This is a genomic window from Pseudomonas sp. lyk4-R2A-8 (genome assembly GCF_030209095.1).
In the GTDB taxonomy this organism is placed as follows: domain Bacteria; phylum Pseudomonadota; class Gammaproteobacteria; order Pseudomonadales; family Pseudomonadaceae; genus Aquipseudomonas; species Aquipseudomonas quebecensis.
This window is the reverse complement of the sequence record NZ_JARVSS010000011.1, coordinates 403,970-429,414: the sequence shown is the minus strand read 5'-3', so window position 1 is coordinate 429,414 and position 25,445 is coordinate 403,970. Positions and strand designations below refer to the sequence as shown.

Annotated in this window: 24 protein-coding genes; 9 read left to right on the top strand and 15 right to left on the bottom strand. The window is 60.3% G+C overall.

What is annotated here, in order from left to right:
* Window positions 1–549 precede the first annotated feature (549 nt).
* Both QRN10_RS12920 and QRN10_RS12915 read left to right on the top strand, forming a co-directional pair.
* Window positions 550–1,926, top strand: coding sequence for a glutamine synthetase family protein (locus QRN10_RS12920; RefSeq protein ID WP_034101359.1), 1,377 nt, complete (start codon window positions 550–552; stop codon window positions 1,924–1,926).
* A gap of 222 nt (window positions 1,927–2,148) precedes the next feature.
* On the top strand, window positions 2,149–2,772 hold the full coding sequence (locus QRN10_RS12915; RefSeq protein ID WP_285428499.1) for a TetR/AcrR family transcriptional regulator: 624 nt from the start codon (window positions 2,149–2,151) through the stop codon (window positions 2,770–2,772).
* 120 nt (window positions 2,773–2,892) lie between these two features.
* On the opposite strand, the gene QRN10_RS12910 is transcribed toward QRN10_RS12915, so the two are convergent.
* The 10 genes from QRN10_RS12910 to argE form a co-directional block, all read right to left on the bottom strand.
* On the bottom strand, window positions 2,893–3,108 hold the full coding sequence (locus QRN10_RS12910; RefSeq protein WP_003176783.1) for a TOBE domain-containing protein: 216 nt from the start codon (window positions 3,106–3,108) through the stop codon (window positions 2,893–2,895).
* Between the two features lie 28 nt (window positions 3,109–3,136).
* The gene (gene ssuB, locus QRN10_RS12905; RefSeq protein ID WP_253509740.1) at window positions 3,137–3,943 is read right to left on the bottom strand and encodes an aliphatic sulfonates ABC transporter ATP-binding protein; all 807 of its coding nucleotides are present in this window, start codon (window positions 3,941–3,943) and stop codon (window positions 3,137–3,139) included.
* Window positions 3,940–4,728 carry an aliphatic sulfonate ABC transporter permease SsuC gene (gene ssuC, locus QRN10_RS12900; RefSeq protein WP_181076424.1) on the bottom strand — a complete coding sequence of 263 codons (789 nt, stop codon included), beginning with the start codon at window positions 4,726–4,728 and terminating at the stop codon, window positions 3,940–3,942. The genes ssuB and ssuC overlap by 4 nt, the downstream gene beginning before the upstream one ends.
* A gap of 9 nt (window positions 4,729–4,737) precedes the next feature.
* Complete coding sequence (ssuD, locus tag QRN10_RS12895) at window positions 4,738–5,886, bottom strand: FMNH2-dependent alkanesulfonate monooxygenase (RefSeq protein WP_181076423.1); 1,149 nt, start codon at window positions 5,884–5,886, stop codon at window positions 4,738–4,740.
* Window positions 5,887–5,911: 25 nt separating this feature from the next.
* Window positions 5,912–6,880 carry a sulfonate ABC transporter substrate-binding protein gene (locus QRN10_RS12890; RefSeq protein ID WP_181076422.1) on the bottom strand — a complete coding sequence of 323 codons (969 nt, stop codon included), beginning with the start codon at window positions 6,878–6,880 and terminating at the stop codon, window positions 5,912–5,914.
* Window positions 6,881–6,975: 95 nt separating this feature from the next.
* Window positions 6,976–7,569 (bottom strand): NADPH-dependent FMN reductase, encoded by a 594-nt coding sequence (ssuE, locus tag QRN10_RS12885; protein ID WP_181076421.1) that lies wholly within the window; start codon window positions 7,567–7,569, stop codon window positions 6,976–6,978.
* Window positions 7,570–7,825: 256 nt separating this feature from the next.
* Window positions 7,826–8,464 (bottom strand): peroxiredoxin, encoded by a 639-nt coding sequence (locus QRN10_RS12880; protein WP_181076420.1) that lies wholly within the window; start codon window positions 8,462–8,464, stop codon window positions 7,826–7,828.
* 270 nt (window positions 8,465–8,734) lie between these two features.
* On the bottom strand, window positions 8,735–10,105 hold the full coding sequence (locus QRN10_RS12875) for an OprD family porin (protein ID WP_034139726.1): 1,371 nt from the start codon (window positions 10,103–10,105) through the stop codon (window positions 8,735–8,737).
* Between the two features lie 620 nt (window positions 10,106–10,725).
* The gene (argA, locus tag QRN10_RS12870; RefSeq protein ID WP_034101368.1) at window positions 10,726–12,027 is read right to left on the bottom strand and encodes an amino-acid N-acetyltransferase; all 1,302 of its coding nucleotides are present in this window, start codon (window positions 12,025–12,027) and stop codon (window positions 10,726–10,728) included.
* 135 nt (window positions 12,028–12,162) lie between these two features.
* Window positions 12,163–13,311, bottom strand: coding sequence for an acetylornithine deacetylase (gene argE / locus QRN10_RS12865; protein ID WP_266247352.1), 1,149 nt, complete (start codon window positions 13,309–13,311; stop codon window positions 12,163–12,165).
* Window positions 13,312–13,469: 158 nt separating this feature from the next.
* On the opposite strand from argE, the gene QRN10_RS12860 reads away from it, so the two are divergent.
* Window positions 13,470–14,837, top strand: coding sequence for a CYTH domain-containing protein (locus tag QRN10_RS12860; RefSeq protein ID WP_181076417.1), 1,368 nt, complete (start codon window positions 13,470–13,472; stop codon window positions 14,835–14,837).
* 172 nt (window positions 14,838–15,009) lie between these two features.
* On the opposite strand, the gene QRN10_RS12855 is transcribed toward QRN10_RS12860, so the two are convergent.
* A complete protein-coding gene (locus QRN10_RS12855; protein ID WP_181076415.1) occupies window positions 15,010–15,480 on the bottom strand; it encodes an Lrp/AsnC family transcriptional regulator in 471 nt (156 codons plus the stop codon).
* 126 nt (window positions 15,481–15,606) lie between these two features.
* Between QRN10_RS12855 and QRN10_RS12850 the strand changes: the two genes are divergently transcribed.
* From QRN10_RS12850 to QRN10_RS12825, 6 genes are all read left to right on the top strand, one after another.
* Window positions 15,607–15,945: an ACT-like domain-containing protein gene (locus QRN10_RS12850; protein ID WP_181076414.1), complete on the top strand. Its 339-nt coding sequence runs from the start codon at window positions 15,607–15,609 to the stop codon at window positions 15,943–15,945.
* Between the two features lie 81 nt (window positions 15,946–16,026).
* Complete coding sequence (locus QRN10_RS12845) at window positions 16,027–17,691, top strand: GspE/PulE family protein (protein ID WP_285428498.1); 1,665 nt, start codon at window positions 16,027–16,029, stop codon at window positions 17,689–17,691.
* Window positions 17,692–17,783: 92 nt separating this feature from the next.
* The gene (locus QRN10_RS12840; RefSeq protein WP_010207363.1) at window positions 17,784–18,704 is read left to right on the top strand and encodes an SPFH domain-containing protein; all 921 of its coding nucleotides are present in this window, start codon (window positions 17,784–17,786) and stop codon (window positions 18,702–18,704) included.
* Between the two features lie 10 nt (window positions 18,705–18,714).
* On the top strand, window positions 18,715–19,161 hold the full coding sequence (locus QRN10_RS12835) for an NfeD family protein (RefSeq protein ID WP_266247379.1): 447 nt from the start codon (window positions 18,715–18,717) through the stop codon (window positions 19,159–19,161).
* 69 nt (window positions 19,162–19,230) lie between these two features.
* Window positions 19,231–19,545, top strand: coding sequence for a DUF2388 domain-containing protein (locus QRN10_RS12830; RefSeq protein WP_003176799.1), 315 nt, complete (start codon window positions 19,231–19,233; stop codon window positions 19,543–19,545).
* Window positions 19,546–19,707: 162 nt separating this feature from the next.
* Window positions 19,708–20,850, top strand: coding sequence for a DegT/DnrJ/EryC1/StrS family aminotransferase (locus QRN10_RS12825; RefSeq protein WP_181076410.1), 1,143 nt, complete (start codon window positions 19,708–19,710; stop codon window positions 20,848–20,850).
* A 55-nt stretch (window positions 20,851–20,905) separates the two neighbouring features.
* Here QRN10_RS12825 and gcvH read toward each other — a convergent pair whose 3' ends face one another.
* The 4 genes from gcvH to QRN10_RS12805 all read right to left on the bottom strand — a co-directional run bounded on the left by gcvH (window position 20,906) and on the right by QRN10_RS12805 (window position 25,365).
* Entirely contained in the window at window positions 20,906–21,289 is a 384-nt protein-coding gene (gcvH, locus tag QRN10_RS12820; protein WP_285428497.1) for a glycine cleavage system protein GcvH, read from the bottom strand.
* 51 nt (window positions 21,290–21,340) lie between these two features.
* Entirely contained in the window at window positions 21,341–22,423 is a 1,083-nt protein-coding gene (gene gcvT, locus QRN10_RS12815; RefSeq protein ID WP_253509745.1) for a glycine cleavage system aminomethyltransferase GcvT, read from the bottom strand.
* A gap of 156 nt (window positions 22,424–22,579) precedes the next feature.
* Window positions 22,580–24,196, bottom strand: a complete 1,617-nt coding sequence (locus tag QRN10_RS12810) for an ABC transporter permease (protein ID WP_285428496.1) — start codon at window positions 24,194–24,196, stop codon at window positions 22,580–22,582.
* 164 nt (window positions 24,197–24,360) lie between these two features.
* Complete coding sequence (locus tag QRN10_RS12805; RefSeq protein WP_181076405.1) at window positions 24,361–25,365, bottom strand: extracellular solute-binding protein; 1,005 nt, start codon at window positions 25,363–25,365, stop codon at window positions 24,361–24,363.
* Window positions 25,366–25,445 lie beyond the last annotated feature (80 nt).

The window sequence follows — 25,445 nt, the reverse complement described above, 5'->3', positions numbered from 1 at the left end:
CATCCGCGTCGTTTCTTCACTCAGGGTAGGAGCTTACCTGCCATTTGGAGCGCAGATGCATTCCTCACGCCAAACTTGTGCAGAATCATGAGCGGCACCCAGGGTCGGCGCCCTTCAGGGGCGAAGGCGAGGTGAGTGAAGGGGGGAAAAAGAGGTCGGCCGAGGCGTCAAGAATATTGGCCGGGGCATGGGCATTCACGCAGGAAGAACGAACAGATGACAAAGCCTGTGTGAAGCAGGCCGAGACGCCGATTGGCGGCAGGCGAGACATGAAGCACCCCGGTATTATTGCTGTTATGGGTTTGAATCGAGCTTAGCCTTGTTCATTTTTTTACACAACACCCCCGTAAAAAATACAACACGGCCCGCTCAAGCCTGCGGTACCCAAGCCGGTCAAAGCGAAAAAAACGCCCCGAAAAGCCCCAAAAAAGCCGTCACGGCGCTTTTTTAGGGCAAAAAAGGCCTCGCTTGACTTCGGCATGCCGTTCGGGTTGACTGAAACCAGAAAAGATCAATGATTGATATTTTTAACAACAAAGGTGTTGCATCATGTCGGTACCCCCGCGTGCCGTTCAGCTTAACGAAGCGAACGCGTTCCTTAAGGATCATCCTGAGGTTCTGTACGTAGACCTTCTAATTGCGGATATGAATGGTGTGGTGCGCGGCAAGCGCATCGAACGCACCAGCCTCCACAAGGTTTACGAGAAGGGCATTAACCTGCCTGCCTCTTTATTTGCTCTGGATATCAACGGCTCGACGGTGGAAAGCACCGGCCTGGGTCTGGACATCGGCGATGCTGACCGAATCTGTTATCCAATCCCCGACACCCTGTGCAATGAACCTTGGCAAAAGCGCCCTACCGCGCAGTTGCTGATGACCATGCACGAACTGGAAGGTGAACCTTTCTTCGCCGATCCGCGCGAAGTACTACGCCAGGTTGTCAGCAAATTCGACGACCTCGGTCTGACCATCTGCGCCGCCTTCGAGCTTGAGTTCTACCTGATCGATCAGGAGAACGTGAACGGCCGACCACAACCGCCCCGCTCGCCGATCTCCGGCAAACGCCCGCACTCGACACAGGTCTACCTGATCGACGACCTCGACGAATATGTCGACTGCCTCCAGGACATTCTGGAAGGTGCCAAAGAGCAAGGCATCCCGGCCGACGCCATCGTCAAGGAAAGTGCCCCGGCGCAGTTCGAAGTGAACCTGCACCACGTGGCCGACCCGATCAAGGCCTGCGACTACGCGGTACTGCTCAAGCGCCTGATCAAGAACATCGCCTACGACCATGAGATGGACACCACCTTCATGGCCAAGCCTTACCCAGGCCAGGCAGGCAACGGTTTGCACGTACACATTTCGATCCTGGACAAGGACGGCAAGAACATCTTTGCCAGCGAGGATCCCGAGCAGAACGCCGCATTGCGTCACGCGATCGGCGGTGTGCTGGAGACCCTACCCGCCCAGATGGCGTTCCTGTGCCCCAACGTCAACTCCTACCGCCGCTTCGGCGCACAGTTCTACGTGCCGAACTCGCCGTGCTGGGGTCTGGATAACCGTACCGTGGCGATTCGCGTACCGACCGGCTCGGCCGATGCGGTGCGTATCGAACACCGCGTAGCGGGTGCCGACGCCAACCCTTACCTGCTGATGGCTTCGGTCCTGGCAGGCGTGCACCACGGTCTGACCAACAAGATCGAGCCTGGCGCACCGGTGGAAGGCAACAGCTACGAGCAGAACGAGCAGAGCCTGCCGAACAACCTGCGCGATGCCCTGCGCGAGTTGGACGACAGCGAGGTGATGGCCAAGTACATCGATCCGAAGTACATCGACATCTTCGTCGCCTGCAAGGAAAGCGAGCTGGAAGAGTTCGAACACTCCATCTCCGACCTTGAGTACAACTGGTACCTGCATACCGTGTAAGCGGTTGCGGCGATAAAAAAACGCCACAGGCTTTGGGTCTGTGGCGTTTTTTTATGGGCTTGTTCTGAGAGACCGGGTCGGTCTTATCGGGGGCAAGCCCACTCCCACATTTTGACCTGTGAATGCTTTCAGAATGTGGGAGGGGGCTTGCCCCCGATAGCTGCCTGGCAGACAACACAGATTCCTGCTCATACAATGCCCGCTGCCTTGTAGGAGACTTCCATGACCGCTACCGCCCCTCGCAAACCCCGCGCCCGCAGCCAGGCCCGGATCGATGCGATTCTGGACGCCGCCCGCACCCTGCTGGCCGCCGAAGGGGTGGCAGGTTTGTCGATCTACAGCGTGGCCGAACGCGCGCAGATTCCTCCGTCGTCGGTGTATCACTTTTTCGCCGGTGTGCCGGCGCTGCTGGAGGCTTTGACGGCCGATGTGCATGGGGCGTTTCGCGCGGCGATTCAGGCCCCCATCGACCATGAATGCCTCAAGCAATGGCGCGACCTGTCCTGCATTGTCGAGCAACGCATGCTCACCATCTACGACCAGGACGCCGCCGCGCGCCAGTTGATCCTGGCGCAGCATGGCCTCACCGAAGTGACCCAGGCCGACCGGCAGCATGATCTGGAACTGGGCGATCTGATGTTCAAGGTGTTCAACCGCCATTTCGAGCTGCCGACACTGCCCGGCGATGTGGATGTGTTCGCGCTGGCGCTGGAGTTGAGCGACCGCGTGTATGCGCGCTCGGTGCATCAGCATGGGCTGATCACGCCGCGCATGGCCGAGGAAGGGATGCGCGTGTTCGATGCGTATGTGGGGCTGTATTTGCCGGTTTACCTGCCCAAGCGTTGAGCCTTGTGTTGGTTGGGGCGGCCTCATCGGGGGCAAGCCCCCTCCCACAATTGAATGTGTTTACAGATCAAACTGTGGGAGGGGGCTTGCCCCCGATGGCAGCCTCAAGGGCGACGCGAATTACAACTTGGCAATCGACACCTCAGTGGACTTCACAAAGGCAATCACTTCACTACCAATGACCAGCTCCAGCTCTTTGACCGAGCGAGTGGTGATCACCGAAGTGACGATACCGGAGGCGGTCTGCACATCGATTTCCGACAGCACGTCGCCGACCACGATTTCCTTGATGGTGCCTTTGAACTGGTTACGCACGTTGATGGCTTTAATAGTCATGGTGTTCTTCCTTCGTGGGACAAGTGAGTTATTGCGCCCAACGCAGTTGCGTCGGCAACGGTGAAACAGGTTCGGGTTCGGGCGGCGTGCCGGGCAGCGACAGCACACGGTTGAGCACTTCGGCTTCCAACGCCGCAAGGCGATGAGAGCCACGCGCCCGCGGGCGCGGCAGGTCGACGATCAGGTCCAGGCCTATTTCGCCGTCTTCGATCAGGATCACCCGGTCGGCAATCGCCACGGCTTCGCTGACGTCATGGGTAACCAGCAGCACGGTGAAGCCATGTTTTTGCCAGAGGTTTTCGATCAGTTGCTGCATCTCGATGCGCGTCAGGGCATCCAGCGCACCCAACGGCTCATCGAGCAGCAACAGACGTGGTTGGTGGATCAGCGCGCGGGCCAGCGCCACGCGTTGCTTCTGGCCACCGGACAATGCCGCCGGCCATTCATTGGCGCGTTCGGCCAGGCCCACCGCGCCCAGGGCCTCCAAGGCCTTGGGCCGCCAGTCGCCCTTGAGGCCCAGGCCAACGTTGTCGATGATTTTTTTCCACGGCAGCAGGCGCGCTTCCTGAAACATCAACCGCGTGTCTTCAATCGCTTCACTCAGCGGCGCGGAACCGGCCAGCAGCTCGCCGCCACTGGGCTTGTCCAGACCCGCCAGCAGGCGCAGCAAAGTACTTTTACCGCAACCACTGCGGCCGACCACAGCCACGAACTGGCCCGCGGGGATGTGCAGGTCAATCTCTTTAAGCACGTGCCGAGCGCCAAACGATTTGCGCAATTTGCGCACCGCCAGGGGGATGCCCTTGAGCAGGCGCGGAGGTTGTTGAGCCGTCATACCGCACCGCCTTTATTCACTTGATACGCCGGGTGCCAGCGCAGCCACACACGTTCCAGGCCACGCGCCGCCAGGTCGGCGAGCTTGCCGAGGACCGCGTACATCACGATGGCCAGCACCACCACGTCGGTCTGCAGGAACTCACGGGCGTTCATTGCCAGGTAACCGATGCCGGAACTGGCGGAGATGGTTTCCGCCACGATCAGCGTCAGCCACATGAAGCCCAGGGCAAAGCGCACGCCCACCAGGATCGACGGCAACGCGCCGGGCAGGATCACCTGCCGGAACAGACTGAAACCGGACAAACCGTAGCTGCGCGACATCTCTACCAGCGCCGGGTCGACGTTGCGGATGCCGTGGTAGGTGTTCAGGTAGATCGGAAACAGCGTGCCGAGGGCCACCAGGAAGATCTTCGCCGTCTCGTCAATGCCGAACCACAGGATTACCAGCGGGATCAGCGCCAGGTGCGGCACGTTGCGGATCATCTGCACCGAGCTGTCGAGCAGGCGCTCGCCCCACGTCGAAAGCCCCGTGATAAAGCCCAGCGCGAGGCCGATAGCGCCGCCGATCACAAAGCCCAGGCCCGCGCGCCAGCCGCTGATGGCCAGGTGTGTCCAGATTTCGCCGCTGCGCACCAGGTTGACCCCGGCCTCGATCACCGCGCTCGGCGCCGGCAGGATGCGCGTCGACAACCAACCCGCCGACACCGACAACTGCCACACCGCCAGCAACAGCACCGGCAGCACCCAGGGCGCCACGCGATGGCTCACTTTTTCAATACTCATGGCGCCGCCTCAGCTTTGTGACGCAGCTTTGGGGAGGATATCGTTAGCGACCATTTCACCGAACGGGCTGACGTAGCCGGCGCTTTTCGGCGCTTCGGGCCGTTCGATATCCAGGTGCGGGAACAGCAGTTCCGCTACGCGGTATGACTCTTCCAGGTGCGGATAACCGGAGAAAATAAAGGTATCGATGCCCAGGGCCGCGTACTCCTTCACACGTTCGGCCACGGTTGGGCCATCGCCCACCAGCGCCGTGCCCGCGCCGCCACGCACCAGACCGACACCCGCCCATAGGTTGGGGCTGACTTCGAGATTGTCGCGGTTGCCGCCATGCAAGGCGGCCATGCGTTGCTGGCCGACGGAATCGAAACGCGCCAGCGAGGCCTGGGCGCGGGCGATGGTGTCGTCGTCCAGATGGGAGATGAGCTTGTCGGCGGCTCTCCAAGCCTCGTCATTGGTTTCGCGCACGATCACATGCAGACGAATGCCGAAGCGCACGGTGCGCCCGAGTTTGGCGGCCTTGGCGCGCACTTGTTCGATTTTCTCGGCGACGGCAGCCGGCGGCTCGCCCCAGGTCAGCACCATCTCCACTTGCTCGGCCGCCAGGTCCTGGGCCGCCTCCGACGAACCGCCGAAGTACAGCGGTGGTCGTGGCTGCTGGATCGGCGGATAAAGCAATTTTGCGCCTTTGACGCTGATGTGCTGGCCGTCGTAATCCACGGTTTCGCCTTCGAGCACGCGGCGCCAGATGCGGGTGAACTCCACCGACGCCTGGTAGCGCTCTTCGTGACTGAGAAACAGGCCATCGCCGGCCAGTTCTTCAGGGTCGCCACCGGTCACCAGATTGAATAACGCCCGCCCGCCGGACAAGCGATCCAGGGTCGCAGCCTGACGCGCGGCCACCGTCGGGGAAATGATCCCAGGGCGCAGCGCTACCAGGAATTTCAGGCGCTGGGTCACCGGGATCAGCGAAGCGGCCACCAGCCACGAGTCTTCGCAGGAGCGCCCGGTGGGGATCAGCACCCCGCCAAAACCCAGACGATCTGCCGCCTGGGCCACTTGCTGCAGATAGCCGTGATCGACGGCGCGCGCGCCTTCGGCGGTGCCAAGGTAATGGCCGTCACCGTGGGTAGGCAGGAACCAGAAAATATTGAGGCTCATGGAGTTGTCTCCTGAAGAAGTCGGATTACGGCGCGTTAGCCACCGCGGCAGGTGGCGTCCAGATCACGTCCTTGATGCTCAAGGGCTTGGGGATCAATTTGAGTTGATAGAAGCTGTCGGCGATCTTCTGCTGGGCCGCGATCACCTGCGGGGTCAGGAACAGCGCACCGTAGCCTTGGCGTTTGACCGAGGTAAGGGTGATGTCCGCCGGCAGGCCGAGCAGCGGCGCAACTTGATCGGTGACTTCCTGCGGGTTGGCCTTGGACCACTCACCCACGGCACGCACTTCTTCCACCAGCGCCTTGATCACGTCGGGGTGCTGTTCGGCGTAGGGTTTGGTCGCCAGGTAGAACTGATGGTTGTCGGCAATACCGGTGCCGTCACGCAGGGTGCGCGCCTGCAGTTGTTTCTCGGCGGCGGCCTGATACGGGTCCCAGATCACCCACGCGTCCACACTGCCCCGCTCGAACGCCGCGCGGGCATCGGCGGGCGGCAGGAATACGGTCTGCACGTCGGTGTATTTCAGGCCGGCCTCCTCCAGGGCGCGCACCAGCAGGTAGTGCACGTTGGAGCCTTTGTTGAGCACGATTTTCTTGCCCTTGAGCTCGGCGACCGATTTGATCGGTGAGTCTTTGGGCACCAGGATCGCTTCACTGCTCGGCGCCGGCGGCTCGTAGGCCACGTAGAGCAGATCGGCACCTGCAGCCTGGGCGAAGACCGGCGGGGTTTCGCCGGTCACACCGAAGTCGATGGAGCCGACATTCAGCCCTTCGAGCAACTGCGGGCCGCCGGGAAACTCAGTCCACTGCACCTGCACGCCTTGGGCGGCCAGGCGTTTTTCCAGGGTGCCCTTGGCCTTGAGCAGGACCAAGGTGCCGTATTTCTGATAGCCGATCCGCAGGGGCTCGGCGGCGTGAGCTTGAACAATGGCGCCGAAGGACACGGCCGCAGCAAACAGTGCGACCAGACCGCGACGCAAGATGACAGTGCGCATGGCGCTCTCTCCAAAATGCGATGAGGGGTTTTGGCTGCACCTGCTTGGCCGTTGGCGGCTGAGTAAGGTGAGTGTTTCCAGGTTTCAGGTGAGGCTTAAATGCTCCAGCGAGCACTCAACAAACGTTCATTTAACACATGCGGATCAAGCGGTTTTGGGCGACGGGCCATGGCGCTGTAAAGCGTGTCCAGCGCCTCGTGCAACCGCTGCTCGAGCACCGGCACCAATTGCGCCTGGGCGTTGCCTTCGCCATAGGCGATCTGGCTGTCTTCGGCAAAAATACCGTGGAGCAATTCCTGGGCCTTGAGCGCCGACAGCACCGGCTTCAACGCGTAGTCCACCGCCAGCATGTGCGCGATGCTGCCGCCAGTGGCCATCGGCAGCACCACCTTGTGGGCCAGGGCCCGTTCGGGCAGCAGGTCGAGCACGGTTTTCAACGCACCGGAGAAGGAGGCCTTGTACACCGGCGTGGCGATCACCAGGCCGTCGGCGTTGGCTACCTGCTCCAGCAGGTCGATGACCTTGGGGCTGTCGAACCGCGCGTGCAGCAGGTCTTCAGCCGGGAAGTCCCGTATCTGGTAACTCACTACTTCCACGCCTTTGTGTTGCAGCCACTGACGGGTTTTTTCCAGCAAGACCCCGGAGCGGGAGCGCTGGCTGGGACTGCCTCCTAGTGTTACGACCAACATGCAGGAATTCCTTGAGCAGGTGTCGGCGGTTCGCTGTGTGGCGATGGCGCCAAGATGGAACAGACCTTATCAGCTGATTTATATATCTATAAATCTTATTTTTTCATTTGTTTATTCCATAAAAATATATTGGCCCTATCAATCGCCAGGCGAAAAAAAAGGCCGTGGAAACGGCCTGAAAACCCCTGCTTTGATTCAGTTACAGATGCGGTGCATCGACGGTGGGAGGGGGTTTGCCCCCGAGGCGATATCCGCGTTAACGATTGGGCTGCGGGGTAAGCCGCAGGTACGGCTTCACTGCGCGATAGCCTTTTGGAAAGCGTTTCTTGATCTCGTCTTCGTCCTTGAGCGACGGCACGATCACCACTTCATCACCGTCCTGCCAGTTGGCGGGGGTGGCGACCTTGTGGTTGTCGGTCAGCTGCAGCGAGTCGATTACCCGCAGGATTTCATGGAAGTTGCGCCCGGTACTGGCCGGGTACGTGATGGTCAGGCGAATCTTTTTGTTCGGGTCGATGACAAACAACGAGCGCACGGTGAGGGTGTCGCTGGCATTGGGGTGGATCAAATCGTAGAGGTCAGAGACCTTCCGGTCGGCGTCGGCCAGGATCGGGAAGTTGACGGTGGTGTGCTGGGTTTCGTTGATGTCTTCGATCCACTTGTGGTGTGAGTCCACCGGGTCGACCGACAGCGCGATGGCTTTGACGCCGCGCTGGGCGAACTCGTCCTTGAGCTTGGCGGTAAAACCCAGCTCGGTGGTGCATACCGGCGTGAAGTCGGCCGGGTGGGAAAACAACACACCCCAGCTATCGCCCAGCCACTCGTGGAAACGAATCTTGCCGGCGCTGGAATCCTGCTCGAAGTCGGGGGCGATATCGCCCAGTCTTAGGCTCATGGTGTGGCTCCTGATGAGTGCTTATGGAGGCCACTGTGCATGGGTTGTGAATATTTTAAAAAGAATAAATATCGATTTATCTAGACGATAAAGGAATATTAAAAATCGTTCATTGGACGCTGAACCGGGCGCAGGGCACCATCGGTTTCAAGGTTCGAGAAGGCCTTGAGACGTTGTAAAAGAGGGGTTCAGGAAGGGCTTACGGGGGTGAGCCCGACTTGAAAGGCAACACACCTTGCCCGGCGTTGCGCCGGGCAAGGTTTTACGCAGTTACTTGAACGCGTAGGTGTAGCTGACGATTACACGGTTTTCGTCCTGGTCGCGCGCGGCGGCAACATCGTTGCGCCACATAGCGTTTTTCCAGGCCACGCCGACGTTCTTGAACGGGCCTTCCGGCACCACGTAGGCAACAGTGATATCGCGCTCCCACTCGGACTGGCCGGTGAACTCTGCACGGCTACCGTTAACGGTGTCGATGTCAGTACCTTTGAGGTACACGACGCCCGCTGTCAGGCCAGGCACGCCGACCTTGGCGAAGTCATACGCGTAGCGAGCCTGCCAGGTGCGCTCGCCGGCACGGGCGAACTTGGCGATCTGCATGTCGGTGGTGATGTAAGCCGACGAACCGTCGCCCTGGTTCAGCCAAGGGAAGTCGCTGCTACCGTTGCTGACCTGATAACCACCACCGAAGGTGTGACCACCCAGGGTGTACAGGAACAGGCCGCTGTACAGGTTGTTATCGACCTTGCCGCGACCGGAGTTCACGCCGCTGTAGTTGCCCGAGGAGAAATAGGCCGACTCGTTGCCGTTCTTGCCGTCATCGGTGCTGTGGAAGTAGCGCAGGTCGGATTTCAACACGCCCGGGCCGATTGCCCAGTTGTGAGTCAGACCCAGGAAGTGCTGCTTGTAGAAGTCTTCCAGATTGCCGTAGTAGTACTGGGCAGTCAGGTCCTTGGTGATCTTGTAGTCACCACCGGCGTAGTAGAACTTGTTGCTGTCACGCCAGTTGGCGCCACGGGAGTTGGCACCGGAGATCGACAGGTTGTCGACGTTGCTGGAGTTACGACCTTTGGCTTTTTCGATCTGACCGGCAACCAGAGTCAAATCCTTGATGTCGTTGGTGGTGATCTGGCCACCCTGGAAGGTCTGCGGCAGCAGACGACCGTCGTTGGTCACGATGACCGGCAGCTTGGGCTGCAGAGTCCCCAGCTTCAGTTCGGTCTGGGAAATCTTGGCCTTGGCGGTCAGGCCCAGGCTCGAGTAGTTATCAACGGCTTCGCCGTTGGACTTGCTCGGGAACACAGTGCCACCGTAGGAAGAGGCAGTAGCACCGTTGGTGCCGCCACCGGAATCCAGGCGAACGCCCAGCAGGCCGATAGCATCAAGACCGAAGCCTACGGTGCCTTGGGTGTAACCGGAGATGAAACGCAGGTCGAAGCCTTGGCCCCATTCTTCCTGCTTGCTTTGAACACCGGCGCGCTTGTTGGCAGCAGAGCCAGCAGCCGAATCACGGTTGTCGGTGTTGATGTAAAAGTTACGCAGACCCAGGGTTACTTTACTGTCATCGATGAAACCAGCAGCGCCTGCTTGCTGAGCGATTGCGCCCAGGGCTACAGCCAGTGCCAAGGTGGACTTCTTCATGTACCGCTCCTCTCGTTTCTAATTTTTGTAGTTCTTAGGTCTCGGGTCTGACGCCCTCGATCCACAGATGCGCGATTAGCGCCAGATAGTGACTACCAAGTCAATCGTAACCTAGTGTGTCTACTACCTTCGTCTAACCACCGTTGATTTGGTCCCTGCAGGGTAATGAGTTTTTCATACACCCAAAAAGAATTGTTTCATTCTTTTTCATACAATTTCGGAATAAGCCATTACGTAGATCGGGCAGGTCAGGATAGACGAACCTCCCTAAAAGCTAATTCCTAAAGGGTATTTGTTTTCCACTTTTTAGATCATCGAATGCAGGTCTAAAGCCGCATACGTCACGTACGATCAAAAAAGCGACGCCATGATGGCCAAACGCATATCCTCCCGTCAATTTGTTACAGTTTTTGTATCGGAATAGTTTCTTTTGATGACAAGCCTGCCAAGGCTCATATTCCGATGCCCCTCCCGTCACGCGCTCTATCCCTGCTCGCGCTCAGCGTATCGGCCTGATTCAACGGTTCTGAAGGGGGTGGTGTCGTTTGCCGGAGCACAAACAGGACGGGGGACAGGAAAAGGGTAGGAGCGCGTTCGCTCCTACCTTGGGAGAGGATTAGCTAGAGGGCCTTTTCGAAAATCTTCGAATTACGTTGGTAGTTGTACAACGAGGCGCGGGCGGACGGCAGGCGATCGACGCTGCTCGGCACAAAGCCCCGTTCACGAAACCAGTGGGCGGTGCGAGTGGTGAGCACGAACAAGGTCTTCAAACCCTGCGCCCGGGCCCGGGTTTCGATGCGCTCAAGCAGCTCATCACCGCGCCCGCCGTGGCGGTACTCGGGGTTCACCGCCAGGCACGCCAGCTCACCGGCATCCGAATCGGCGATCTGATACAGCGCCGCGCAGGCGATGATCATGCCTTCGCGCTCCACCACGCTGAACTGCTCTATTTCACGCTCCAGCACTTCCCGCGAACGACGCACCAGAATGCCCTGCTCTTCCAACGGGCTGATCAAATCGAGCAAGCCGCCGACGTCTTCAATCGCCGCCTCGCGTACCAGTTCGAATTGCTCCTGAGCCACCAGCGTACCGCCACCGTCTCGGGTGAACAGCTCGGTGAGCAACGCGCCATCTTCGGCATAGCTGACGATATGGCTGCGCCCTACCCCGCCCCGACAAGCCTGCGCCGCTGCGTCGAGCAACTCGGCCTGGTAGTTGCTGCTGCCCAGACGCTGCAAATGCGCCGGCACTTGCTGCGGGCGCAACTCACGCACCAGGCGCCCATGTTCGTCGATCAATCCAAGATCGGCACCGAACAGCAGCAACTTATCCGCCCCCAGGTCGATGGCGGCGCGGGTAGCGACATCTTCACAGGCCAGGTTGAAGATCTCCCCGGTCGGCGAGTAACCCAGCGGCGAGAGCAATACGATCGAGCGCTCGTCGAGCAGCCGATTGATGCCCTTGCGGTCGACCCGGCGCACTTCGCCGGTATGGTGGTAGTCCACGCCTTCGAGCACGCCGATGGGACGCGCGGTCACCAGGTTGCCGCTGGCCACGCGCAGGCGCGAGCCCTGCATGGGCGATGAGGCCATGTCCATCGACAGGCGCGCTTCGATGGCGATACGCAGATGACCGACCGCATCGATCACGCACTCCAGGGTGGCGGCATCGGTGATGCGCATACCTTCGTGGTATGCCGGGGTAAGGCCGCGCGCTTCAAGGCGCGCCTCGATCTGTGGGCGCGAACCGTGCACCAGCACCAGACGCACGCCCAGGCTGTGGAGCAGTACCAGGTCGTGGACGATATTGCCGAAGTTGGGATGGTCCACACCGTCGCCAGGCAACATGACCACAAAGGTGCAGTCACGATGGGCATTGATGTAAGGGGAAGCATGACGAAGCCAATTGACGTATTCGGGCATAACACCTGGGCCTGTAATAAAAAGCAGCCAAAAAAGGATGAATCGTGAAAGCGCACGGCGGGCTGATGGTTATCGTCGGAACAGGCTTGGCGACACGCTCACTCTCCTTCTATGTACGAACAGGCAGGGGTTAATTTATGCAGGTTTGAGGCAGTAATGTTCGATCAATCCGCGCAATAGACGCACTGTAGGCGTCAAGCGTGACATTTCGAGGTATTCGCCCGGCTGGTGCGCACAGGCGATATCGCCAGGGCCGAGCACCAGGGTTTCACAACCAAGGCGCTGAAGATAAGGCGCTTCGGTGCCGAACGCTACTGCTTCGGCACGATGACCGGTCAAACGTTCCGCGACCCGCACCAGCTCGGCGTCTTCCGGCTGCTCGAATGGCGGCACGGCGGGAAACAGCGGCGCATAGTCGATCTTGACCTGATGGCGCTCGGCCAGGGGTTGGAGCTTCTGCCGGATGGCGTTGCGCAACACCTCAGGGTCCATGCCGGGCAGGGGTCGCAGGTCGAACTCCAGGGAGCACTGGCCACAGATGCGGTTGGGGTTGTCACCGCCGTGGATACAGCCGAAGTTCAGGGTCGGTTGCGGCACGCTGAATTGCGCGTTGCGGTATTCGCGCTGCCAGGCCAGGCGCAGGCCGCGCAATTCACCGATGGCATCGTGCATGGCCTCGAGGGCGCTGTGACCGAGACTGGGGTCCGACGAATGACCGCTGCGACCGAGGATGTCGATGCGCTCCATCATCACGCCTTTATGCAGGCGGATCGGCTTGAGACCGGTCGGCTCGCCGATCACCGCTGCACGACCCAGGGGGCGACCGGCTTCGGCCAGCGCTCGCGCACCGGACATGGAGCTTTCTTCATCGCAGGTGGCGAGGATCAGCAATGGCTGCCTGAACGGTTGATCCAGCAGTGGCAACACAGCCTCAATGATCAGGGCGAAAAAGCCCTTCATGTCGCAACTGCCCAATCCTACCCAGCGGCCGTCAACTTCCGTCAGCGTGAGCGGGTCGGTTTTCCACAACGCGGGGTCATACGGCACGGTGTCGCTATGACCGGCCAGCACCAGGCCGCCGGGGCCGCTGCCGAAACTGGCAAGCAGGTTGAATTTGCCGGGGCTGACGGTCTGGATGTCGATGGCGAAACCCAGGTCGCCCAGCCAGCCGGCAAGCAGATCGATTACCGGGCGGTTGGTCTGATCCAGGGACGCCTGGGTGCAACTGACCGACGGCGCGGCGATCAACGCGGCGAACTGCTCTTTCATGGACGGCAACGGCATACACGGTCTCCCCACTTCCCGGATGAGCCTCACTATAGAGGCATCTGCACGACACAATAAACCGTTGCGGCGCGTTGCCGGGCTCAGTCCTGTACACTGCACGACCTTGGCAGCCACTCTTTTCCCCGGCTGCGCTCCCGATCCTGGATTTTCCGGCCATGCAGAAAGAAACCGAAATCAAGCTCCGCGTCAGCCGCGAAACACTCGCCGCGCTGCGTGAGCACCCGCTACTGAAAAAACGCAACAAAAGTGGCTGGGAACGCCGTGAGTTGATGAACCAATATTTCGATACCCCCGAGCGCGACCTGGCCCAGGCCAAAGTCGCCCTGCGTCTGCGCAAGGACGGTGACGACATCATTCAGACCCTCAAGACCCGCGGCCAGAGCGTCGCCGGCTTGTCGGAACGCAATGAGTACAACTGGGACTTGCCCAAAGCCAAGCTCGACGTGAAGAAACTCGACGGCGAGTGCTGGCCCGAGCAATTGGCCGAGCTGGACAAAAAGACCCTCAAGCCAATCTTCACCACCGATTTCGTGCGCGAGCGCGCCGAAATCGCCTGGGGCCGTGGCAAGGCCAAAGTGGTGATCGAAGCCGCCCTGGACCTGGGCCACGTAGTGGTCGGCAAGCAGAAAGAAGAGATCTGTGAGCTGGAACTGGAGCTACGCGAAGGCGAACCGGCGGCGCTGCTGGAACTGGCCGCCGAGCTGGCCGCCACCCTGGCACTGATGCCGTGTGACATCAGCAAGGCCGAGCGCGGCTATCGTCTCTACGACGCCAGCAGTTACTCCCTGAGCCTGCCGGCACCGCAGTTGCACGCCGAAATGCCCTTGGACGACGCCTTTGCCGCCATCCTGTGGCACCTGCTCGGCAGCAGCCAGCGCCTGGCTGAGCAGTACCGCTTCAATGGCCATTGGCGCCTGCTGCAGGAATGGGTCGACAACCTCGGCGAACTGCGCGCCCTGGTCGGCAGCCTCGGCCAGGCTGCGCCCCGCCAATCCACCAGCGAACTGCGCACTGCGCTGGATGCGCTGTTGGAAGACTGGCGCCCGCTGGTACAAGCCGGCGACGACGATGAAGACATCCGCAAGGCCGCGCCGGAGCAATTCGCCGAAGAATTGGACGACGTACGCTGGGGCCTGTTTTCACTCAACACCTCGCGCTGGCTGATGGCCCGCACCTGGACCGCCAACCGCAACGTGCGTGGCAACCGCCAGGGCGCCGCGCAAATCGCCAATTGGCTGCCGCGCCTGCTGGCCGACGACGCCGTCGCCTTGCAACTGCAGCGCTACCAGCAGCAGCCGGAAGACCTGGCCGAGCAACTGCCGCGCATCGAACGCATCCAGGCCTGGCTGCACCACGCCCGCCATGTGCTGGATATTCCGGAACTGGATCGTTTGTACGGCGAGCTGAACAAGCTGGCGCAACTGGCCAATCAGCCGATCACCGATGAATCGCTGGATGCGCGGATGCACCAGGCGATTGCGGTGTATCAGAACCGCGCGTGGAAGACCCTGTTGCGCCTGTAGCCAGCAAAGGCCCGATAAGCTCTACGCACATCTTGAAAGCTGAAAATAACTCCGTGGTGAGCAGGCTTGCCCCGCGCTGGGCAAGCCTGCTCATCACAAGTACGCAAAACGAGCCGCTCTTGATCGTGCTGGTGTAACGCTGGATACCTCTGCCTCGATAAGGCGAGGCCGGTCAGCGCAATACTGGCAGGCTGGTGGTCGATTTGATTTCAGACAGCGCCACAATCGAATTGACCTCCTGGATCCCCGGTACCATCGACAGCTTCTCGAAGAAAAACCGCTCGTACGCCTCGATATCCGACGTCACGATGCGCAGCAGGAAATCCACCGCCCCCATCAGCACGTAACACTCCAGCACTTCGGGAAAGCCGCGAATCGACTCGGTGAATTCAGTGAAGTTGGAGCGGCCGTGGGCGTTGAGTTTGACCTCGGCGAATATCTGCGTGTTAAGGCCGATTTTCTTGCGGTCCAGCAACGTCACCTGGCTGCGGATTACTCCTTCCTCCTTAAGCCGTTGAATGCGCCGCCAGCACGGCGACTGGGACAAGCCCACCTGTTCGGCAATCTGCGCGCTGGAGAGCGAAGCGTCCTCTTGCAGCAACGCTAGAATGCGTCGGTCGTAGACATCCAGTTCATTTTGCATAGAAATACCTGATTCACCGCCATTCTTGAATTGATCTCGCTTAATAGTCGGCAGTAACCCGTATCTTAGATAAGAAATCTCCGTTAACGCATGTAAAAATTTCTGCGTCGAATCTGGAGCAAGAGCATGCACACCATCGAAGCCACCCCCTCGCTTACCCGCGTCGATGCATGGGCCGCCAACAGCCCCCACTGCCGCGCCCATTACCAGATCGTTGCCGAGGCTGAACCCGATGTGTTGTGCCGGGTGCTCAACTACTATGCCCTGCAGTTTCTGACGCCGGCGCAGGTCACGGTGAGTCGAGAAAAAGAGCTGCTGAATATCGAGATCGTGCTGGATGGCCTGAGCTGGCATCGGGCCCAGGTGATCGGTGAAAAGATTCGAAACCTGATCAGCGTCTGTTCGCTGGATGTATGGGCCATTGATGCCACGGGCCCCGGCGTACAGGTGGCGGTTGCCGGGTAAAACCTGCAACACAGGCGGGCGGGAAGAAAGTCAGGGGCTGACTAGCCTGGGAGAACATCCAAGGTTGCCCAGGAACCCCTCATGGCTATTGATCACCGATTGAAGCTGCATTCGTTGCTGCCGGCCTTGCTCGAACGAGGGCTGATCTCGCCCGATATCGCGCGTCGCTTGTCGGCGCTGCCAGACGATAATGCCCAGCATCCCTTGGAACGCATCGCGGAACATGGCCCGGGCCTGGAGCTTTTGACCCAGTGGCTGGCCGAGCAGGCCGGGCAAGCTTATCTGCGCATCGACCCACTGAAGATCGATGTCGCGACAGTCGTGCCGCTGATGTCCCATACGTTTGCCCAGCGCCACGGCATCCTGGCCGTGGCCGTGGATGGGCTGACGGTCACCGTCGCCAGCGCGCAGCCCTACGTGACCTGTTGGGAGGCGGGGCTGGCACAGGTGCTCAAGCGTTCGATTACCCGCGTTGTCGCCAACCCTCAGGCAATTCAACGGTATATAGGCGAGTTCTATCGACTGACGAAGTCGGTGAGCAGGGCTGATCAAAACGTCATCGGGCCTGCCCCTTTCGATCTGCTCAACCTCGGCGCCAGCGATCAGGAGCCGGACGCCAACGATGCGCACATCGTCACGATCGTCGATTGGCTTTTGCAGTACGCCTTTGCCCAGCGGGCCAGCGATATCCATATCGAGCCGTGTCGGGATCAGGGCCGGGTACGCTTTCGCATTGACGGGCTGCTGCATGATGTCTATCAATTCCCGCCCCAGGTCGCGGTGGCCGTGGTCAGCCGCCTCAAGAGCCTGGGCCGCATGAATGTGGCGGAAAAACGTAAACCCCAGGATGGTCGGGTAAAAACCAAAAGCCCGGCGGGTACCGAAATCGAGCTGCGCCTGTCGACCTTGCCCACGGCCTTCGGCGAAAAACTGGTGATGCGGATTTTCGATCCCCAGGTGCTGCTCAAGGATTTTGACCAGTTGGGCCTATCGGATGAAGACCAGCGGCGCTGGCACGCCATGACACGCCAGACCAGCGGGATCATCCTGGTCACGGGCCCTACGGGCTCGGGCAAGACCAGCACCCTCTACACCACGCTCAAACAACTGGCGACCCGAGAAATCAACCTGTGCACGGTTGAAGACCCGATCGAGATGGTGGAGCCGGCGTTCAACCAGATGCAGGTCCGGCACAATATCGACCTGACCTTTGCCAGCGGTATTCGCGCCTTGCTGCGTCAGGACCCGGACATCATCATGATCGGTGAGATCCGCGACCACGAAACCGCGGAAATGGCCATCCAGGCCGCGTTGACCGGGCATCTTGTGCTGTCCACCCTGCACACCAACGACGCGCCCAGCGCCATCAGCCGGCTGCAGGAGTTGGGCGTTGCACACTATTTGATCAAGGCCACCTTGCTTGGGGTGATGGCGCAGCGCCTGGTACGGGTGTTATGCCCTCAGTGCAAGCGCGTGGAACATGACCGCCCTGAAGCCGTGGGGTGTGCGGACTGCCGCCACAGCGGCTACCACGGGCGCGCCGGGATCTACGAGATCATGGTGCTGGATGAATCGCTCAAAACGCTTATTACCCCCGAAGCCGACGTGCTGGCGCTGCGCCGTGCAGCGATAGGGCAAGGAATGTGCAGCTTGCGCATGGCTGGCATGCAGAAGGTCATGAGCGGCCACACAACGCTGGCTGAGGTGCTGCGGGTAACGCCAGCAGATTCAGTAACAAATCCCTAATGGGTAACGCCGGGAAACCGTTCTTATCGGTGACAACCCCGTTACAATCGGCCGTAAGTCGCGCCACTGACATCATCAGATAGGGAATCGCCATGCAAATCGGAACCGTACTGCTGCTTTTTGTAGGATTGGCCATCGCCATTCTGTTCATGGGCTTCAAGGTCGTGCCCCAGGGCTATCAATGGACAGTCGAGCGTTTCGGTCGCTATACCAATACTCTCAAGCCCGGCCTGAATATCATCATTCCGGTCATGGATCGCATCGGCCGCAAGATCAACGTGATGGAGAGCGTGCTGGATATCCCGCCGCAGGAAGTCATCACCGCCGACAACGCCACCGTGCAGATCGATGCCGTGTGCTTTTTCCAGGTGGTCAATACGGCCCAGGCGGCTTACGAGGTCAACAACCTCGAACATGCCATTCGTAACCTGCTGCAAACCAATATCCGTACCGTACTCGGCTCGATGGAACTCGACGCCATGCTCAGCCAACGCGACGGCATCAATGAAAAACTGCTGAAGACCGTGGACGAAGCCACCGCGCCCTGGGGCATCAAGATCACCCGCATCGAAATCAAGGACATCAGCCCGCCTGCCGACCTGATGGCCGCGATGTCCGGCCAGATGAAAGCCGAGCGGATCAAGCGCGCGCAAATTCTTGAGGCCGAAGGGTTGCGAGCATCGGCGATCCTCACCGCAGAAGGTAAAAAGCAGGCCCAGATCCTGGAAGCCGAAGGTAGCCGGCAAGCGGCATTCCTTGAATCCGAAGCCCGCGAACGTCAGGCCGAAGCGGAAGCACGGGCAACCCAAGTGGTGTCGGAGGCCATCGCCTCGGGCAACGTGCAGGCGGTCAACTACTTCGTCGCGCAAAAGTACATCGACGCCCTGGGCAAACTGGCCTCGGCCAACAACAGCAAAGTCATCCTGATGCCACTTGAAGCCAGCCAGGTGATCGGTGCGGTCGGCGGCATCGGCGAGATCGTCAAAGCAACGTTCGATAACAAAAAGGGCTGAGGCCATCGCCATGTGGGATTTCCTGCTGCACCTGTCGTTTTGGGATTGGCTGGCTTTGGGCACAGTGCTGTTGATTCTTGAAGTTTTCGGCGCCGGCGGGTACCTGTTGTGGATGGGCATCGCAGCGGCTGCCGTGGGCGTAATCAAGTTTTTGGTTCCGCCGCTGGGCCTGGAATGGCAATTGCTGCTGTTTGCCGTGTTGTCGATATTGACCGCTGTTTACTGGTGGAAACGCCAACGCAGCAGCGCCAAGGCCAGCGACCAACCGGGATTGAATGAGCGCGGCTCAGAACTGGTCGGTCGCACGTTCGTGGTACACCAGGCGATTGTGGATGGACGAGGCAAGGTGAAAGTCGGGGATGGCGTGTGGATGGTGAGCGGCCCTGATTGCCCTGTAGGCACTCAAGTGCGCGTGATTGCCCAGGAAGGCGTGGTGTTGAAGGTTGAAACTGTTTAGTCAGTGACGGAACTCGTTTGGATAAATTACGATCCAAACGTACAGATCACCCACCCGGAGTCACCCATCATGCGTCTCAAATATGCTGTCGCAACCCTCGCTGTGCTTTCCCTCCCTGTCGGTTCAGCCATGGCCGACAGTTTCTGGCGCAACGTCATCTCCTCAGGTGCTACCACCGGCTCGACGTACCTGACCTTCAAGGATCACAAGCTGGTGGTCGCCGCGCAAGACGATGCTGGTAGCTTTGTTGCGAGCGACGGCGGTATCCGTGGCCCGTACCTGGAAGCCGCAATGCAGAAAGTCCGCGCCGACAACCCAGGCCTGCAAGCCACGGATATGGAACTGGCCAACGCCATCCTCGCGAAGAATGCCGTCACCGAGTAATAGCCTCTCGCTGAAAAATGCCGCTTTTGAAGCGGCATTTTTTTGCCCGCACGGTGACGATTCATTCACAGGCGACAGGCTATATTCAGTCGAGCCGTGCCACCATGCCCGTGCTGACAAGCCTCACCACCATCGCCAATTTGAACGGATGCCGTCATCGTCATGAGCCAACAGCCTTTCCTGCCGTTTTCCAAGCCCACCATCGATGAGGCCACCATCTCGGCGGTAGGCGACGTCCTGCGCTCGGGCTGGATCACCAGCGGGCCGAAGGTGCAGGCGTTCGAGGCGCAGCTGTCGGAATACTTTGGCGGCCGACCGGTGCGCACGTTCAACTCCGGCACCTGCACCATGGAGATTGCCTTGCGCATCGCCGGCATCGGGCCGGGCGATGAAGTTATCACCACGCCGATCTCCTGGGTCGCCACGGCCAACGTTATTCTGGAAGTCGGCGCCACACCGGTGTTTGCCGATATAGACCCTGTCACCCGTAATATCGACCTGGCCCAAGTGGAAGCCGCCATCACCCCACGCACCAAGGCGATCATTCCTGTCTACCTGGCCGGCCTGCCGCTGGACATGCCGATGCTTTACGCACTGGCCAACAAGTACAACCTGCGCATCGTCGAAGACGCCGCCCAGGCGTTGGGTTCCAGCTGGGACGGCGAGCGCATTGGCGCCACCGGGGATTTCGTGTCGTTCAGTTTCCAGGCAAACAAGAACATCACCTCTTCCGAGGGCGGTTGCCTGGTGTTGAACAATGCCGAAGAGGCGCGTCTGGCCGAAAAATACCGCCTGCAAGGCGTTACGCGTACTGGCTTCGACGGCCTGGACGTGGACGTACTGGGCGGTAAATTCAATATGACTGACATTGCCGCCGCCATTGGGCTGGGACAATTCGCTCATATCGAGCAGATCACTGCCCATCGCCAGAATCTTGCGCGTCACTACTTCAACTGTTTTGGCAGTGACTTCGAAGAAAAGTACGGCGCTCAACTGCCGCCGGCCGACTTCGAAAACAGCAACTGGCACCTGTTCCAACTCGTACTGCCGGAACGCCAGGACGGTTTGCCCGCCCGCGCCACGTTCATGGAAAAAATGCAGGCTCTGGGCGTCGGCATTGGCTACCACTACCCGCCGATCCACCTGCTGAGCCTGTATCGGGCGCAGGGATTCAAGGAAGGCATGTTCCCGGTGGCGGAAAAGGTCGGGCGCTTGATCGTGTCGCTGCCGATGTTCACGGCGATGACGGAGGCGGATGTGGAGCGGTCGGTGGCGGCGGTAAAAGCAGTGTTGACGGCGAGCTGAACACTTGCGGTTCAATGTGGGAGGGAGCAAGCCCGCTCCCACATGGGCCTCGCGTTTATTCGCCGATGGCGGCTTTGTAGCCGGCAGCATCCAGCAGCTTGTCCAACTCAGCCGCGCTGCTTGGCTTGAGCTTGAAGATCCAGGCACCGTATGGGTCAGAGTTCAGCAGTTCAGGGCTACCGCTCAATTCCTCATTGACGGCGATTACTTCACCTGCAATCGGGGCGTAGATATCCGAAGCCGCTTTCACAGACTCAACCACCCCAGCCTGGTCTCCCGTCCCGAACGTGGCGCCGACCTCAGCCAACTCAACAAACACCACATCTCCCAACGCTTCCTGGGCATGATCGGAAATCCCGACGGTAACAGTACCGTCAGCTTCCAGACGGGCCCATTCATGACTCTCGGCAAAACGCAGGTCGGCTGGGATATTGCTCATTGTCTGTGTCCTCAAGAAGAAATGTCAGCGGCCATTTGCCCGCCGGAATAGTTAGATCAAGGTCTTGCCATGGCGTACGAAGGTCGGTTTGACCACTCGAACCGGGTACCACTTGCCGCGGATTTCCACTTCGGCCCGATCGGCAGTCGCCGCCGGTACACGCGCCAGGGCAATGGATTTGCTCAGCGTAGGAGAGAAACTACCACTGGTGATCTCCCCTTCGCCAACATTGGCGATACGAACCACCTGATGAGCGCGTAAAACCCCACGTTCCTCCAGCACCAGCCCCACCAGTTTGGACTGCACACCCGCCGCCAGCTCTGCTTGCAGCGCAGTACGGCCGATGAAATCGCGCTCGGCAGGCTCCCAGGCGATGCTCCAGGCCATGTTGGCCGCCAGGGGCGAAACATTTTGGTGGATATCCTGGCCGTACAGGTTCATGCCAGCCTCCAGACGCAGGGTGTCCCGAGCGCCCAGACCGATAGGTGAAATACCGGCGCCCACCAGGTCGTTGAAAAAACCCGGCGCCTGATCGGCAGGCAGGACAATTTCCAGGCCGTCTTCGCCGGTATACCCAGTGCGAGCGATAAACCAATCGCCGTCGGCCTGGCCTTCAAAAGGCATGAGTTGATGGATCAGGGTGCCGCGCGACTGGGTTACCAACTCTGCAATCTTGTGGCGCGCATTGGGGCCCTGGATGGCCAACATCGCCAGTTCCGGGCGCTCATTGAGGTGCGCCTGATAGTTACCCAGTTGTGCCTGCATCCAGGCCATGTCCTGGTCGCGGGTGGCGGCGTTGACCACCAGCCGGTAACCGGCCTGGGTGCGGTAGACGATCATGTCGTCCACCACCCCGCCCTGCTCATTGAGCATGGCGCTGTACAACGCACGGCCGCAGCCATGCAAACGATCGACGTCATTGGCCAGCAGATGCTGGAGCCATTCCTTGGCCTGGGGGCCTGTGACATCGATCACGGTCATATGAGATACATCGAACACCCCGCAGTCGCGTCGCACCTGATGGTGTTCTTCAACTTGCGAGCCGTAATGCAAAGGCATATCCCAACCGCCAAAATCGACCATTTTCGCGCCGAGGGCGAGATGCAGGTCATACAGAGGCGTACGCTGTCCCATGGGTTTCTCCTTCCGGGCTTGGCGAAGGTGCGCAGCGTTGCCAAACGCGCTGGAAGCCTTGAATGACAAGGACTGCAGTCACGCTAAGCGCGCCGATCCGAAGGATGGACCGCACCGAATGCCGCGCATTGTAGCCGCAAGCCGTAGGACTGGCACCTAACCGATTTGTCGCGCCGAGCGTCGGATCAGCCCGATGACCGGCAGCAACCCCACCAGTACCAGCGTCAATGCGGGCAGGGAGGCGCGCGCCCACTCCCCTTCGCTGGTCATTTCAAAGATCCGCACCGCCAACGTATCCCAGCCGAACGGGCGCATCAGCAGGGTGGCGGGCATTTCCTTGAGCACATCGACAAACACCAGCAGCGCCGCGCTCAAGGCGCCGGGAAGCAACAGAGGCAGATACACTTTGCAAAACAGTCGCGGACCGCTCACGCCCAGACTGCGGGCGGCCTCCGGCAAAGATGGGCGGATTCGCCCTAGACTGTTTTCCAGCGGCCCATACGCGACCGCCAGGAATCGCACCAGATACGCCAACACCAACGCCAGCAGGCTGCCCAGCAGCAGCGGCTTGCCCGCGCCGCCCAGCCAGCCCGACAGCGGCACCACCAATTCGCGGTCCAGGTAGCTGAACGCCAACATGATCGACACTGCCAGCACCGATCCCGGCAAGGCATAGCCAACATTGGCCAGGCCGATCCCGGAGCGAATCGCTCGGGTCGGCGACAGGCGGTTGGCGAAAGCGAGCACTAATGCCACGGCTACGGTGATCAACGCCGCGATACCGCCGAGATACAGAGTGTGAACGATCAAGCCGGCGTAGCGCTCATCGAGGTCGAAGCGGCCGCGCTGCCAGAACCAGGCCACCAGTTGCAGTATCGGAATCACAAAGGCGCAGGCGAACACCAGGCCGCACCACGCGCTCGCGGCCGCCGCCTTGAACCCACGCAGGTGATACAACGCCTTACCTCGCGGTCGCTCATTGCCGGGGCGGCTCGCGCCTCGCGCACGGCGCTCGCCGTAAAGCACCAGCATCACCACCAGCAGCAACAGGCTCGCCAACTGGGCTGCGCTGGACAGGCTGAAAAAGCCGTACCAGGTCTTGTAGATGGCCGTGGTGAAAGTATCGAAGTTGAACACCGAGACAGCGCCGAAATCCGCCAGGGTCTCCATCAATGCCAAGGCCACACCGGCACCGATCGCCGGGCGCGCCATGGGAAGGGCTACGCGCCAGAACGCTTGCCAGGGCGACTGGCCCAGCACCCTAGCGGCTTCCATCAAGCCCTTGCCCTGGGACAGGAACGCCGTACGTGCCAGCAGGTAGACGTAGGGATAGAACACCAGCACCAACACGACAATCACGCCACCGGTCGAACGCACCCGTGGCAGGCGCAACCCCATACCGAACCACTCGCGCAGCAGCGTCTGCACGGGGCCGGAAAAGTCCAGAAGGCCGACGAACACGAAGGCCAGCACGTACGCCGGGATGGCGAAGGGCAGCATCAACGCCCAGTCGAGCCAGCGCCGGCCGGGGAACTCACAGAGGCTGGTCAGCCACGCCAGGCTGACGCCCAGCAGCGTTACGCCCACGCCGACACCCAGCACCAACGTCAGGGTATTGCCCAGCAGACGGGGCATCTGGGTGTCCCAGAGATGGGACCAGATTTGCGCGTCGATACTTTGCCAGGACAACACCAGCACGCTCAGCGGCAGCAGCACCAGGGCGGCAACGGTGAAGACCGGCAGGTACCAGCGACGTTGGGCAGGGTGGGCCAAAGGTGGGTTCTCGGTAATGAATATCTTGAAATCACCGCAACCCAATGTGGGAGGGGGCTTGCCCCCGATGGCAGCGGATCAGTCACTGATCAGTAGACTGACACTCTGACATCGGAGGCAAGCCCCCTCCCACAGTTAGATCTGCGGCGTCCTACAAATTGTACTTAGTTCCAGCCGGCGCGATCCATCAACCGAATGGCCTCTGCCTGACGCTTGCCCGCGACCTCCACCGGCAGGGTATCCGCGACGAACTTGCCCCAGGTCGCCACTTCGGCCGACGGCGGCACTGCGGGGTTGGCCGGGAACTCCTGGTTCACATCAGCGAAGATCTTCTGCGCTTCTGGGGTGGTCATCCACTCCACCAGGGCCTTGGCGGCTTCCGGGTGTGGCGCGTATTTGGTCAGGCCGATGCCCGACAGATTCACGTGAACACCACGGTCGCCCTGGTTGGGCCAGAACAGCTTTACCGGCAGGTCCGGCTTCTTCTTGTGCAGCCGGCCGTAGTAGTAGGTGTTGACGATGCCCACATCGCACTGGCCGGCGTTGATAGCTTCCAGTACCGCAATGTCATCGGAGAACACGTCGGTGGAAAGGTTATTGACCCAGCCCTTGATGATTTCTTCGGTCCTGGCCGCGCCGTGGGTTTCGATCAGGGTAGCGGTCAGCGATTGGTTGTAGACCTTTTTCGCCGTGCGCAGGCACAGGCGGCCTTCCCACTGCTTGTCGGCCAGGGCTTCATAGGTGGTCAGGTCGGAGGGTTTGACCCGGTCGGTGGAGTAGGCGATGGTCCGCGCGCGCAGGCTCAAGCCGGTCCAGGCATGGGCCGATGAGCGGTATTGAAGGGGGATGTTCTTGTCGATCACCGCAGAGGTGAACGGTTGCAGGATGCCCATTTGCTCGGCTTGCCAGAGGTTACCGGCGTCGACGGTGAGCAGCAGGTCGGCGGTGGCGTTGTCGCCCTCGGCCTTGATGCGCTGCATCAGCGGGGCTTCCTTGTCGGTGATGAACTTGACCTTCACGCCGGTCTTCTGGGTGTAGGCATCGAACACTGGCTTGATCAGTTCGTCGATGCGCGAGGAGTAGACCACCACTTCGTCGGCAGCCTGCACGGCGCAGCTGCCGAACAGGGTGAGTGCCAGGGCAGTCAGAAGGCGCTTGGATGCCAACATAGGTGCGGTCTCTCATGAACGAAGGATCGCAAATGATAAGGACTCACATTTGCCGGCGCTCGGTAGAGGCGTTACCAGAT